The organism is Erythrobacter sp. S227 (assembly GCF_057364925.1).
This window is the reverse complement of sequence record NZ_CP200280.1, coordinates 2731699-2745635: the sequence shown is the minus strand read 5'-3', so window position 1 is coordinate 2745635 and position 13937 is coordinate 2731699. Positions and strand designations below refer to the sequence as shown.

Annotated in this window: 13 protein-coding genes; 11 read left to right on the top strand and 2 right to left on the bottom strand. The window is 59.3% G+C overall.

Features of this window, described 5'->3' with window-relative positions; translation table 11 throughout:
* The first annotated feature begins 2 nt into the window (after positions 1-2).
* Positions 3-428, top strand: a complete 426-nt coding sequence (locus tag AC0V6Q_RS13060) for a hypothetical protein (RefSeq protein WP_486169314.1) — start codon at positions 3-5, stop codon at positions 426-428.
* A 355-nt stretch (positions 429-783) separates the two neighbouring features.
* Positions 784-1110 carry an enoyl-CoA hydratase-related protein gene (locus tag AC0V6Q_RS13055; RefSeq protein ID WP_486168811.1) on the top strand — a complete coding sequence of 109 codons (327 nt, stop codon included), beginning with the start codon at positions 784-786 and terminating at the stop codon, positions 1108-1110.
* On the opposite strand, the gene AC0V6Q_RS13050 is transcribed toward AC0V6Q_RS13055, so the two are convergent.
* Positions 1070-2308, bottom strand: a complete 1239-nt coding sequence (locus tag AC0V6Q_RS13050) for a DUF6538 domain-containing protein (protein WP_486168810.1) — start codon at positions 2306-2308, stop codon at positions 1070-1072. The genes AC0V6Q_RS13055 and AC0V6Q_RS13050 overlap by 41 nt on opposite strands.
* A gap of 317 nt (positions 2309-2625) precedes the next feature.
* A complete protein-coding gene (locus tag AC0V6Q_RS13045) occupies positions 2626-3606 on the bottom strand; it encodes a GSU2403 family nucleotidyltransferase fold protein (protein WP_486168809.1) in 981 nt (326 codons plus the stop codon).
* Positions 3607-4096: 490 nt separating this feature from the next.
* Between AC0V6Q_RS13045 and AC0V6Q_RS13040 the strand changes: the two genes are divergently transcribed.
* From AC0V6Q_RS13040 to AC0V6Q_RS13000, 9 genes are all read left to right on the top strand, one after another.
* Positions 4097-4288 (top strand): helix-turn-helix transcriptional regulator, encoded by a 192-nt coding sequence (locus AC0V6Q_RS13040; RefSeq protein WP_486168808.1) that lies wholly within the window; start codon positions 4097-4099, stop codon positions 4286-4288.
* 42 nt (positions 4289-4330) lie between these two features.
* Positions 4331-4846: a hypothetical protein gene (locus tag AC0V6Q_RS13035; RefSeq protein ID WP_486168807.1), complete on the top strand. Its 516-nt coding sequence runs from the start codon at positions 4331-4333 to the stop codon at positions 4844-4846.
* A gap of 204 nt (positions 4847-5050) precedes the next feature.
* Positions 5051-5422: a hypothetical protein gene (locus AC0V6Q_RS13030; protein ID WP_486168806.1), complete on the top strand. Its 372-nt coding sequence runs from the start codon at positions 5051-5053 to the stop codon at positions 5420-5422.
* On the top strand, positions 5419-7239 hold the full coding sequence (locus AC0V6Q_RS13025; RefSeq protein ID WP_486168805.1) for a type IV secretion system DNA-binding domain-containing protein: 1821 nt from the start codon (positions 5419-5421) through the stop codon (positions 7237-7239). The genes AC0V6Q_RS13030 and AC0V6Q_RS13025 overlap by 4 nt, the downstream gene beginning before the upstream one ends.
* Positions 7239-9986: a MobF family relaxase gene (gene mobF / locus AC0V6Q_RS13020; protein WP_486168804.1), complete on the top strand. Its 2748-nt coding sequence runs from the start codon at positions 7239-7241 to the stop codon at positions 9984-9986. The genes AC0V6Q_RS13025 and mobF overlap by 1 nt, the downstream gene beginning before the upstream one ends.
* Positions 9987-10151: 165 nt before the next feature.
* On the top strand, positions 10152-10373 hold the full coding sequence (locus AC0V6Q_RS13015; RefSeq protein WP_486168803.1) for a hypothetical protein: 222 nt from the start codon (positions 10152-10154) through the stop codon (positions 10371-10373).
* A 23-nt stretch (positions 10374-10396) separates the two neighbouring features.
* A complete protein-coding gene (locus AC0V6Q_RS13010; protein WP_486168802.1) occupies positions 10397-12286 on the top strand; it encodes a hypothetical protein in 1890 nt (629 codons plus the stop codon).
* Positions 12283-13107: a hypothetical protein gene (locus AC0V6Q_RS13005; protein ID WP_486168801.1), complete on the top strand. Its 825-nt coding sequence runs from the start codon at positions 12283-12285 to the stop codon at positions 13105-13107. The genes AC0V6Q_RS13010 and AC0V6Q_RS13005 overlap by 4 nt, the downstream gene beginning before the upstream one ends.
* Positions 13104-13868: a DUF6339 family protein gene (locus tag AC0V6Q_RS13000; RefSeq protein ID WP_486168800.1), complete on the top strand. Its 765-nt coding sequence runs from the start codon at positions 13104-13106 to the stop codon at positions 13866-13868. The genes AC0V6Q_RS13005 and AC0V6Q_RS13000 overlap by 4 nt, the downstream gene beginning before the upstream one ends.
* Positions 13869-13937 lie beyond the last annotated feature (69 nt).

Here is a 13937-nt window from a genome sequence, read left to right as displayed (position 1 = left end):
AGATCATCCGGATCGCCGTGCTGATGTATACTCGTTATCCGTTGAGACTGCGTGATGTGGAATACCTGCTATTTGAACGTGGTATCAGTATCGGCCACGAGAATGTACGATATTGGTGGAACCGGTTTGGCCCTTCGTTTGCGGCTGATATTCAAAGGCAGCGCGCCTCCAGAATGGAGGGCTTTCGCCATTGGCTCTGGCACCGTGATGAGATGGGGCGGTGGAAAAACAACCGGCTGAAGAACTCACACTTACCTCTCAGGCGCATGAGGACGTTACAGAAATTCGCCTCGGTTCACGCCAACAATCATAGCCACTTCAGCTCGCAGCTTCATCTCGTAAACCGCAAAAGCTTCAAAGCCGCCCGCTCAGCCACATTGGCTGAGAGGCAGATCTTGCAGCATGACCCATGCCGCCATCAGTCCTAATTGCGCCAATCGGAGACAAGTTGAGATTGGTCTGATAACAACGCCATCCTCTCTATCTTGAGCTGGGCTTACCCTCGCGCGGGATAGGCGCAATATCCGCGTTCTTCTCCGGTTTAGAGTAGCGATTAATCCGGCTTTGCCATCTTTGCTCCGTTCCGGGTCCGAGCGGGATAATCAGGGTTGGTTAGAATGGCTCTGCCAACAGACACAGCGTCCGCTTCTTCTGTCTCGAGCCATTCAACTGCAGCGTCGGGTAGTACCATAGCGTCGGTGATGATGAGGCCGTCATAAGCTGTGCGAATATTCGTCAGTGTGTCGGGGCGGTCTTCGCATTGCCCATGGTGGTCGGTTTGAAATGGTTATTACCACTGGTCTGGCTGCGGCAGCGCAAGGGGTGAAGATGGGCTTTTCTGACCCCAGGATCGGCGCCGCTGCGGTCGCGGGAAGCCTGCAGCGATTGATCCGCGAAGTCGACTGCAAGGCGGGGATAGAGAGATTGCTCACTGTTGATCCGATCAATACAACGTGGGCGCTTGACCCTAGTCTGGTGCACGCCATGGTGCCGCAAGCGCAGGTGATGGACGAAAGCTGCGCATTGGCGCACCGCATAATTGTATGCGCGCCAATGGTGATCCAGGCAACTAAGCAATGCGCATTCGAAGGTCGGGCACAAGGCCCCTAAGCCATTCCCTCAATCTATTGTAGTTTGCTTGATAGGGCGGCGACCTTCGGACAGGTGCACCAGCCGCTCTCTCGCGATAGAACAATCTTTCAGTATCTGAAGCGTGAGCCCAATCTGCGAAACCTTGCGCCAAAAGGTGTTCATGGAGAGGCACCCACCTTTGCGAGTTGTTCTTCACTTCCCCGGCAATGGGGGTCAAGTGTATGGCCCATACCCCATCCTCTTGCCGAACATCAGTCTTGCGAAGCTGAAGCACCTCACCAACTCTTGCGCCGGTATACGCGCATAGCCAAGGCACCCAACGTCTAGCATCTGCCAACTGCTTGCCCATCCGTTTAGGGGCTGGCGTCAGGGAGGCAGATAGAATGATCCTTTGCTCATCCTTGCTGAAGTGCCGTTCGCGAAGCAGCTTGGGCTTCTTAGCTCGCATAAGCTTCAAGTCTGACATTACGTTTCGTTTTAAACGGAGCTTGGTGACACCGTAGGCAAGCGTCAGGCGAAGAGCTGCAAGGTAGCTATTGCGGATAGTTCCCTCGGAAAGTGTCGCTGCCTTCCGTCCGGGCTGGGTTCTCAACCAATCAATCCAGCCGATAACGTGCTCCAGCTCAACTTTGGCCGCATCGCTAACCCCGCTTTGACTGATGAATGAGCGGACGTGCGACCGGAACCCTTGGATTGTGGAAGGCCTAGCTTCTGCTTCGCTCGCATAGCCCTCAAACAATTCCATCAAGGTAACCGCTTCATGGCGACCGGCCTCCGATAACAACTCCTTATCCTCTCTCCGTTCTCTAAGCCCGCGTAGCTCAGCGGCCTTTTCAGCCCTAATCTCCAAATCAAGTGCAAACTTTGGGTCTTGCTCTGCGCGAGCTTCCTCCTCTGCATCTTGAGCCGCAAAGAACTCCGCAGCTTCAAGCGAGGCCTCCTGCATCGCGCTCTCTACCTCCGCCGCCTCAGGACTGTCTTGACCTAATCGACTGATAGAAGCCGGAGCTTTTCTTGCGCTGTCAATCCACTCGTTCGTCTTGGAGAGACACTCGGGTAGCTTGCGCTTTGCAGCTTCACGATCCTTGACCCGCAGCGACCATGTCCATTCTGTGCGAGGTTTTCCACTGGCGGTCCGAAAGTGCCCTCGGACGTCATCAGGCACTATTCGCCTGAAGTAATACGTTCCATTGCGGTTCTGTAGATGATTGCTCACGTCCTTGCTCCTATTACAAATGTAACAGTCAGCTGAAAAATCCCAATACTTTTCAGAGATTTGATGCACTTTCAGAGACTTAGAAAGTGCTGGTGCCAGAAGAGGACTCGAACCGCTCTCAGAATGTCGCAAAACTGCGAGAATCTTGACCTTGGTTACTTAAGTGAGGCCCCCGTCGGTGCCCCAAGAATGAATTTTTGCCAGAGGATTTGGGTCCCATCCTCGAAAAATTCTAATGATTTCAATGCTCGTTGTTTACAGCAAATTGATGGGAAAGACCAGCCATTTTGCCCCAACCGAGTGACTGAATTCAGGAGCTATCCGCGCGCCTTCGCCCACTCCTCCCAATAGGGCACTAGCTCATCAGGCAGGCTTTCCACAAACTCGTAGCCCAATGAATAATGGGGCATCGCCTCGGCAACTGCGTCGAGCAGCGCCGCTCCCTGCACCGTGTCCTTGCGCCGCTTAAGCGGGTTCCGCTTTGACTGAGCACCCAGCCAGAGTTTGTGGAGCGCGAACCAGCGGGGGTCAGGTGCGACGATTCGCGCCGGGCTGCCATCACGGCACGGGACGACCTGGTCTACCCGCCGACCCGGTAGGAGCCATTCCTGTTCGGGTAGCGGAACGGGTCGTGGCCGATCTTTTCCGGCGAGCGTTTCGACACGTGATGGTGCGACCAGCAATTCGACTTCATAGGCCTTCGCATTTCGCGCCTGAAATTCCCGTTCGGTATTGATCGTGAAAGTCGGATCAACCGCTTTGAGCATGTCCCAAAGCTGCGTTCCGTCTTCCGGTTCGTCAGCCGTCCAGGCGAGATCGAAGTCCTCTGTCTCGTCAGGCATGTCGCGGAAAGTGCCCGCAGCTTCTAGCGCATAGGCGGCCATCGCATTTGTCCCGACCACAAGCAGATGGCTGCCGAGAAGCGAGCGCCTGTCTGCCTCACGAAGGATTGGACCCGCGTCCGCCGAGAGGAGCGGCAAGCGTAACGCGCGCGCAATCCTGCTACTTTCGCCGAGGGCATCCCGCGCACCGTCCCGGCGCTCCCTCAGAGCACTCTTTGCAGCCTTGTAGTCCTCCAGCTGGGTTTGCTTTTCATTGTCCCAGGCACCGAGACTTTTCCCGTTCCCGCTGCGATCGAAGATCTCATAGAGATACTCGTAATCGCCGACCTTCTTGCGCCTCAGGTCGTATGGCATCGCATAGAGTTCGCGCTCGGCCTCGATCCACGCGTCATAGCGCTGGCGCATGTTGATGAGCGCACGTTCCTGTTCGGCAGAGAAAGGTTGGATCACAGCCATCGCTGCGATTTATCCCACAATTTTCCAATTTTCAATAAACGCGGGATAAATGCGCTCGAACCGGGGCACGTGTAATGATTTTCGCGTTTTCTTTGCATGTCCGTATCAACGTGCAAAGCGAAAGCGCATTTGCTTGTCATTTCGACTCAAGCTGCGATTCGCGCGAAAACCGGTCTCGCGCTGCACCAAGACCGTAGATTCGGACCTGCATTGGCCCGGAGCGGACACCAGCGGGAAAATTTCTCTCAGTCCCGGACTGTCCATATCGATCCAACAGCGTCCATCCGCCATTCCGGAACGGCATTAGTTCTCTTTTTGTTCTTTCCTACAGCATTGCGATTCGCATAGCTTGGCCAACGTCACCTAAGCCAAGGGTGGCGCTGAGTTGAACATCTGATTGCACGATCCGTAACGGCAAAATGAAAGCAACCCATCGTCGCGAGGGGACAAGCGGCAGCGGTGACAGAACCTTGAAGCAAAGGAATCTGTCGTGCCGAATATCGAACTACTCACCTGCCATGAGGTCATGCGCCTCACGGGCATTCGCAGCCGGACAACGATCTGGCGACGCATCCGCCGGGGTGCCTTTCCTCATCCGATAGACATCGGTGGCGGTCGTATCCGCTGGCGCTCCACTGACATCGAAGAGTGGATAGAGACCCTCCCCCTGCGCAGCTATTGACCCCTCCAATGCGGGCAATGGCCCGCAGAAAGCATCTCCCCCATGTCTGTCCTTTCCCTGATCAACGCGGCCCTGCAGAAGCATGGCTGGCTGATCGCTCGCCTTCCAAGCGACGAAGAAGCGCGCGCGGCCCAGCTCGTAGGATTGCTTGTCGAAGACAACGCCGACGGGCGCGCCCGTCGCCACACATTGCAGCCCTGGCTCTGGTACGAACGCCCGGTCCGCGAGCGGTTTGAGGGGCAAGATTGTTGCCTCACTGTCGAGGGCCCAATTTACAGGAGCCGGAACGGAACCGGGTATCCGCTTGGCGGCCAGCTGCGTACCGAATTCGGGTGGCTGGACCTCACGCCGGAAGAGACCAACCAGCTCGCCGATGAGGTTCGATCAACGATCGACCTCGCGCTGCTTCGCTGGTTCACGCGCCCCGATATGGCGGAACGGCGGTTGTCCTCGCGCCAATCCCGCGAACGCTATTTCGACGACCATGTCGCCCGAAATCTGATCCTGTCTGCGACGCCTCCAACGGCAAGCATGGAGCAAGATGCCCATGCCAATTGACCGGAGAAAGACGGGAGAAAGAAGGGGCCACGATACTGCGTATCGGACCCGTAATTTTCATACACACCCCACGCACGTGTGCATCGAGGAATTCTGCGGGTTTGAGCGGATGCGAATAGCATCGCGTTCAAGCACGTTGCCCGGAAGCCGCGCAATTCCGCCATTCTTCGCGATGGCGGATAGCATCGCCGCCGGAGCGAACCGATGAGCGCGCGGGCGCAGACGGTGCGCCTCAGTCCGTCGCAATACCGGGTGCTGGCTGACTTCGCCAGGCGGAGGGGCCTGAGCGACTACGCCATGCTGGCGCGGGTCGTGGAAGCAGGCTTTCTCGCCATGCTTCACGGCACCGACAAGGAGACCGATCTCGCCGAACTGGCGCGCGAGATCGGGGCAATATCGGAGCGCCTGGCCGAGGTCGAAAGGGTGCTAGACCGCACCCTGTTCACCGCCTGTGCGGCCTATGCCTATGCCCGTCACGCGGCGCTGGGCACGAAGAAACCCGACGAGACAATTGCAGCCGAAGCGCGCGCCGCGTTCGAGCGCCAGCGCTCGCTCGCCCTGGAGATCGAGCCATGAATTCGAACATCGATTTTGTAACCCGTGCCCATGCCCTGTGGCGCGTGCGCATGGCGCAATGGCAGCAGCGTTTTCGCTTCTTCTCGGCGGTCACTTTAGGTGCAGCAGCGACCGGAGCAATCATTGCACCCCAGTTCCTGCTGCACGGCCCCGCGGTAACGACAGCGGTGCAGTATGCGTGGGCTAACCTGCTGACCCTGCTCGGTTCCCTTGGGGACAGCGACATCAAGATGAACATAGCGATGGAGGGCAAGCGCTGGACCGTTCCCGCCGCCTGGTTCGCCTCTGAACCGCTCTTCACCGATACCTTCTGGCAGGTCGTCAAAGTGATCGCTGGCGGTGCAATCACGGGCTTTGTGATTGGCCTGTTCACGGTCTGGTTGCTCCAGCGAACCATGTCCGAACAGGGCAAGGATACGCTCGCCGACCGGGTCATTGGCGGCACCCGCGTGGCGGATGAAGTGGACGTTGCGGCGCAGACGATATTGCTCTGCGGCAGGGATGCCCTGCGCATCGGCCCGGTCCCCGTTCCGCGCCGGATCGAGACCCGCCACTTTGCCTTTCTCGGCACCACCGGCAGCGGCAAGACCACTGCCTTGCGCCAGATGCTCGACGGCATCGAAAGGCGTGGCGAAGCGGCGCTGGTCTATGACACATCGGGCGAGTTCATAGCCCACTATTATAACCCCGCGCGCGGCGACATCATCCTAAATCCCTTCGATGCGCGCTGCGCCTTCTGGACGCCCTTCGACGAGATATCGCACCCAGCCGATGCAGACCGGATTGCACGCCAGCTCGTCTCGGAAACCAGTAGCCAGGACGACGATGTCTGGCTTGAAACAAGCCGCATTCTTGTCGCCAATATGATCCGCTCGCTTTGGTCAGAAAAGAACTGCAGCCTCGAAGCTTTGCTCGAAGCCTTGCAGGTCAAGGACAAGGAACAGTTGAAGGAGTGGCTGGGGCATACGTCGTCGGCCCGCACCTTTGCCAACGACGCCGACCGCGCCACCGGCAGCGTGCTCTTCATGCTCGCCAAGGCGGCAAACCTGATCCAGTTCCTGAAGGTCGAAGATGAAGGAGAGGACCGCTTCGCCTTCCGCGATTTCATTGCCAAACTGGACGAGTGCGAGGGTGCGAAGCCCTGGATCTTCGTGCCCCGTAAAGAGGACTATTTCGAAGCCTCCAAGCCGCTTATGGCGTGCTGGCTCGAATGCGCGGCGAGTGCGGTGCTGGGTCTGTCGCCGTCGCCAGACCGCCGCATCTGGTTCGTGCTCGACGAGCTGGCCGACCTGCCCCGTGTCGAGAACCTGGCTCGCCTGCTGCCTGAGGGACGCAAGTTCGGCGCTGCGATCGTGCTAACCTTCCAGGCGCTCGGGCAGATGCGCAATCGCTACGGCGCGAACATCGCCGAGGCCATGCTCGCCTGCTGCAACACCAAGCTGTTCCTGCAAACGGTCGATCAGGAAACGCGCAAATGGGCGAGCGAGACCATCGGCCAGTGCGAGGTGGAATTGCGCGTTGCCACTGACACGCTCTCTATAGGCAGCGAAGTGCCGCGCACTACCATTGCGACCCAGCGCCAGTTCCGCCCCGCCGTGCTCGAAAGCGAACTGCGCTTGCGTCCGCATCAGGGCTATTTGTTGCTTCCCGATGGCCTGCCGGTCGCGCGCATTGGTCTTACCGCCGATCACATCACCCGGCGTGGCGACCCTCGTCAGCCTGCCTACGTGCCAGGCGATCCGGCAGGCACGCTCTGGAGCCGGGTCAGCGAGATCGCGATAGGTGCAGAGCCCGACGCAAAACCGGGACCGGTTTAGTGGTCGCCTCGGTCTCGGCCCTGTCGAGTGCCGGGCAGGCCGCGAGCTATTACGAGGCCGACGACTATTATGCTGAAGGCGGCATGGCTCCGTCCGAATGGTTTGGCGAGGCAGCAGAGAAGCTGGGCCTGTCGGGCGAAGTTGATCGCGAGAAGTTTGCCGAATTGCTCGAAGGCCGGATTGCCGGACAGCAACTCGGCACCACCCGCGATGGCAAAGTAGAGCACCGGCCAGGCTGGGACATCACCCTGTCTGCGCCCAAGTCGGTCTCGATCATGGCCGAGGTTGCCGGAGACAAGCGGCTGATCAAAGCGCATGGCGCGGCGGTGAAAGTGGCGCTCGCCCATGTCGAAAAGCACATGGCGGCAACGCGGATCAGGCAGGGCGGCGAGGTCCGGCGCGAGGCGACCGGTAATCTCGCAATCGCCACTTTCCGCCATGCCACGAGCCGCGCACAGGACCCGCAGCTGCACACCCATGCGGTCGTGATCAACGCCACGCAGGACAAGGATGGCAACTGGCGCAGCCTTGAACCCCGCGCCTTCTACCAGCTGCAAAAGGAAATCGGCGCGATCTACCGGCAGGAGCTGGCGCACGGTGTTGCCGCGCTGGGATACAAGATCGAGGCCGGGAAAGACTCGCTGTTCGAGATCGCAGGCGTTCCTGAGAAGGCCATCGATGCGCTGAGCCAGCGCACAGCAGCAATCGATGCCCGGCTTGCCGAGCGCGGGAAGACTCGCGATGAAGCCAGTGCAGCCGAAAAGCAGATCGCCGCGCTCGATACACGGGAAGCCAAGACAAGTGCGGATCATCGCACCTTGCGGGCCGACTGGCGGGCGACTGCCGATGCCAACGGGTTCGACAAGGCAGTGCGAGACAGGTTGATCGGTCAAGCGAGGGAGCGGACCAAGAGCAGCAAAGCGACTGCCAGCCCGGAATTGCTGGCGCGACAGGCGGTGACATGGGCCGCTGCCAAGCTCTCCGAGCGAGAGGCGGTAATCTCGGCCAGCGCGCTGGCGCGCGAGGCCGGAGACTATACCTTTGGCAAAGCCGGGCATGGCGCAATCAGCGTAGCGATTGCCGAGGCGGGAGAACGCGGTGAGCTAGTCCCGCGCACTTTCCTTGACCGGCGCGGCGCGGAGTTCGCCGGGTTCACGACGCCGCAGGCGATCGTGACAGAGCGGACGATGCTGCGGCTAGAGCAAGCCGGGCGCGGCATGGCGCGATCACTCGCCAGTCCGGTTGCAGCAGCACGGACCATTGAGCGCGCAGCGCGCCAATCGGCACGATCTGGCTATGCCTGGACTGAGGACCAGAAGCGGGCGACCGCAGACCTACTTACTTCGCGGGATCGCGTCGCCGCTGTCCAGGGATATGCTGGGACCGCCAAGACCACTACCGTGCTTGCCACCTACGCGCGCGAGGCAAGGCGTCACGGACTTGCGGTTACCGCGCTTGCGCCGACCGCATCAGCAGCAACCGTTCTCGGCGAAGCGCTCGGCCTGCGCGGCGATACCGTGGCGCGGCATTTGCTGGCGCCAGAGGCGAAGGCAGCGGGCAAAAATGCCGTCTGGATTGTCGATGAAGCCTCGATGCTTTCGGCGCACGACATGGCGAAGCTCTTGACCCGCGCCGACAAGTCCGGAGCCCGGCTTGTCCTAGTAGGTGATGTGAAGCAACTGGGATCGGTGGGCGCGGGCGTGGCCTTTGCCCAGTTGCAGCAGGCAGGCATGGCGACCGCGAAACTTGCCGAGGTGGTCCGGCAGACCAATGCCGAAACCCGCGAAGCCGTGATGGCGTCAATCGAGGGCCATGCAGGCAAGGCCCTGGCCGCGCTTGGACGTGGCGGCGGCAAGGTGATCGAAGGCACAACACCCGAAGAGCGCCTTGGAGCCATGGCGCGGCACTATCTGGCGTTGCCGGTCTCAGAGCGCACACGAATGCTGGTGATCGAACCATCGCGCGAAGGCCGCGACCGGCTCACCAGCATGATACGCGCGAAACTAACCGAGCGCGGCGAGCTGTCGGCGGATGCGGTACGATTCCACGCTCTTGAAGCGAAAGGTCTGACCCGCGCCGAAGCGCGCGAGGCGGCCAGCTATGCCATCGGCGATATTGTCCGGTTCAACCGCGACTATGCCGCCAAGGGCGTGCGGCGTGGTGAGAGTTTCGCAATTGCCGCTGTCGATCCCGAGCGAGGGCGTATTGCTCTTGAAGGCCGCGATGGACGTTCGATTGACTGGCATCCCCGGCAGTGGGGCGCTGGCAAAGCCGAAATGTTCGAGCCGAAGCCGATGGAGCTGCGGACCGGCGACCGCGTGCAGTTCACCCGCAACGACCGCGAGGCTGGGAGGGTCAATGGCCATGGCGGGACCGTTACCCGCATCGATCCTGACCGTAGCCGGGCAACCGTGAAGCTCGTCAACGGACGCGAGCAGAAGCTCGACCTCTCCGATCCTCGCGATGCCCATTTGCGACATTCCTATGTGCAGACAGCGCACGCCGCGCAGGGCCAGACCGCCGAGCGCGTCCTGATCCACGCCGACAGCCGCTCCACCAATCTGGTCGATCAGAAGATGCTTTATGTCGCACTGTCACGCGCTAGGGCCGAGGCCGTGGTTGTCACAGACGACAAGGACCGGCTTGTCCGCGCCATCTATGAGCGCGCGGGTGAAAAGCAGACGGCCATGTCCGCGAGCGCTCCCGACGCCGGAAAATCGAAGGCTATGGGTGCCGGGCTGGGCTAGGCCATCGGCGCACCTGTGCCATCATCGATGGCAGCACATCCTTCGGAAAAGTGCAAAAGAAGGTCCGAGAAATCCGGACAATTTGGCTCACTAGATCACCCACATTTCATAAATGTGTTGCATATTTCTGAAATGTTTACCATATCGACAAAACGGAGATTCGATATGGACAAGAAGCGTGAAAATTTCGTCAGACTTGCGGAGCAGAGGGTCAACCGCGCCCTCAAGGAAATCCGCTTGATCGGAAATCTTTCGAACAGATCGGCATATTTCTCGACAGACGAGGATGTGAAGAAGATATTCCGGGCCCTTCAGAAGGAACTCGACACTGCCAAGGCTCGCTTCGGGGATGCTGAAAGCGGCAGCGAATCCCTGTTCAAGCTCTGATCACGCGGCAAAAAGGAACGGACATGACTGGACCAGTACTGGAATTTTTGCCGAATCAGGCAGGTGAGAGCGAAGGCCTCGGCGACGCAGGGATCGAGACCTTTCGCGATAACCCTTATGCGAGTTGTGGCCGCGAAGCCGGGCAGAACAGTGCTGACGCCGCTGTCGACTTTCCCGTGAGGATGAAATTTGACGTGCTCGACGTGGCAACTTCAGAGCTGCCGGGCATTGCTGTCCTGACCGACACAGTCGAAAGATGCCTCGCCGATGCCAAGCAGGAAAAGGACGAAGACTTTTTCTCCCAGGCGAAGAAGCTGCTCGAAAAGCCGACCACCAAGATTCTCAGGATCAGTGATTTCAATACGAAGGGCCTTGCCGGACCTTCGGGTCAAGAAGGCACTCCATTCCATTCGCTGCTGAAGGGTGCCGGCGTCAGCAACAACAAGACAGAGACGTCGGGGGGCTCATTCGGCATTGGCAAGAACGCTTCGTTCGCGATCTCCGATCTTCAAACGGTTCTCTATTCGACAGCGTACCGCGATCAGGCAGATGAGTTGCGGTTTGCGGCTCAAGGCAAGTGCCGGATGGTCTCCCATGTCGATACCAACGGTGAAAAGAGACGAGCCACCGGCTACTGGGGAAACCCGGATGGATATGTCGCTGTCGAAGATCCGGCACTGGTGCCGGACTGGATGCACCGCGACGAGATCGGGACAAGCATTTTCAGTGTTGGCTTCAGACAGAACGACGGCTGGTCCTGGTCTATCGCCTACTCACTGCTGACTAACTTCTTCGCAGCGCTTCACCGGGACAGGATGGCGTTCGAAATCAACGACGGCGAGATCAAGCTCAATCACAATACAGTTGCGGCGATGTTCGACGACCCTCGCATCATCTCGGCAGCCGAAGCGGACGGTCAGAAAAGCCAGCTCGACTTCTCGCGCGACCTGTTCCGCTGTCTGACCTCGCCCGATGCGACGGAAATTGAACAGAAGGTTCAGGGTCTAGGCAAGATGCGCTTCCGTATTCTTGTCGACGATGGCCTCCCCAAGCGTGTTGGCATCGTCCGCAACGGAATGTTGATCACCTCAGAGCTTCAGCAGTTCGGGGACAAGCTTCAAAGGTTTGTCGGCACGCGCGAATTTGTAGCATTCGTCGAGCCGGTCGCCGACGCCGCAAGCAAGCTCATGAAGTCGATCGAGAATCCGCGGCATGACAGCTTCTCCGCCAACCGTCTTTCCGATCCGCTGAAGCGGCAAGCCGCTGAAAGCGCTATGAAACAGCTCATCAAGGACTTGCGCAGACAGATTGAACAGACCGCTTCGATTGAGGAGGACGACGAGGTCACACTCGACGAGCTGGCAAGGTTCTTTGCCGAGGATGCCAGCGGCACTCCGCCGCCCGACCCCGATGCCGAGAATGATCCCGAAAAGTACGTGTACAAACCGGCTCGCAAGACCAAGACAAGAGCGCTGCGACCGCAGGAAAACACCGGCGATGATGGCGGTGGCGGAGACAAGGAAACACGTCAGACGGGCGGGAAGCGCTCCGGTGACCAGAAAGGGCCGGGAGCCGGAAGCGGCGGAAGCGGCACGCAGGGCAAGGTGCCGCCGCTGAAGCTGCGGGGTCTCAGGACGGCGATACCTTCCGACCAGCCGGATGCACTGAAAAGGACCATATGGTTTACGCCCACCGTCTCGGGAGCAGCTGTGGTGCAGCTCGAAGCTACTGGACTCAACACCGGAGAGCCGCTTCCTGTCGTTGCCACGAGCAACGGCGCTGTACACAAGGGAAACGTGGCAATTGAACTGACGGAAGGGGAGCGGGTCTCCCTCGAAGTAACGTTCGACGCGCCCTATTCGGGCCCGGTCGAAGTGTTCGCCACTGCTGAATTGCAGGAGGCCGCAGCATGAAGTTTTCCGATGACATGCGCTTCGCCCACCCGGTACTGACGGACGAGACCGGTGACTTCAGCGAAGGGAGTTTTGCGCTCGATACCGAAGTCGAGGAGATCATAGAGACCGGCAAGGTCAGTATCCGCTACAGCATCGACCTCACTGAGACATCGATCCGTGAGCTTGTCGAGAATGGCAAGGCCTCTGTCGGGATTTTCGTCCGGTGTGGTGACACATTCTATTCCGAGCTCCGGGAACTTGGTTGGCCCGAGGGCAAGGTCGAGTTCGAGAAGGGCTCGCTGTTGAACCGCGTAACGGTTCGCCCCGTCATCTGGCTTTCACAATCGCTGCCGGAATGGGAGCCGGGCAATGTGCACCCGGAATTTACACTGCCACTCAGTCTGGTTGCCGGAGATATTCTGGCCTTTGACGATGAGCAGGTCCTAAGCGTCGGCCAGGCAAAACTGGCGCCGATGGAGAGCATATTTGCGCTTGTCGCATCCCCCTCCCAGCCTGAAGGTCAGCTCAGTGTGAAACTGGACGACGAGAAGATCACAATTATTGCCGGGGAGGAGACGTTCAAGATGATCAACGGGCTACGACATTCACCGGCAAAGGCAGCTGTCCTGAGTTCGGTATACTTGCCCGCCGTGATGGAGGTCCTCGACGCGCTGCGGGACAACCCAGACGCGCACGAGAACCGGCGCTGGAAACAGCCGTTTGCAGCGAAATGCACGGTTGCCAACATCGATTACAACGGCAGTCTTTTTGATAACGCGCAGACGCTGCTGGAAATGCCGGTCAGTCGGCTTGAAACGATTGCGGAGGCCAAGGCGTGAGCAAACTCAAATTCCTCTCTCAAGATGTCATGGACAGCCTGCAGGCGCAGGTGACCGCCAATCGCACCCGGTATGAATCCGGCGACTTTCTTGATCTCGAACTTGGAAACGGATGGGCGATCGAGGCTTCGTCAGTATCTCTCGATGGAGCGGCCATTGCCGACCTCGACATGTCGTCGACGAAGCCGGAGATCGAAGTCCAGAATTCACTGAAAGTCTTCGAAGCGCTTCCCGGAATGACCCCGGCCATAGCGCGCGAGGGTCGCATCTGGACCAGGCTCACCCATGTAGAGGGCCTCGAGTACTCGCGGGCGCGGTGGCTCTCGGGCGCTTCCGGAGAGGCAGTCGACAAGGCTGTCCTCGACCATTTCTTTGGAACGGGGCTCACTTCGATAAGGGACGATAATGCAATTGGCCGCCTATGGTGGAATGCGAGGGTGGCGAAGATTGCGGCCGGCGCTAGTGACCATGAAAATGCGCTGAACCTTATCCTCAAGAGCGCTGACATTCGGAGCAACTTCGTTGAGCGCTCCCGGACCACAAGCAGGCCCCAACTGGCACAGGGCCTGATCCGGATCATGACCGCAGAACCTTGGGTAACTTCAGATGAGGCGAGCTTTCGCCATTTCATGAAGGTCCTGAACCGGAACGGTGGCGGAATTCTTTTCGAGGTCATGAGCGAATCTGAAATCGACAAGTTTTTGGCGGATACCGCGGCATTGGCAATGCGACAGGCCGAAAGAGAGTTGAAAGCTGCCTAGGCTACCCTGCCGGGCAACCTGCTCTATCCGCTGGCGCGGACCGGGCCTGTAGTCCCTTCCCATCCGGGT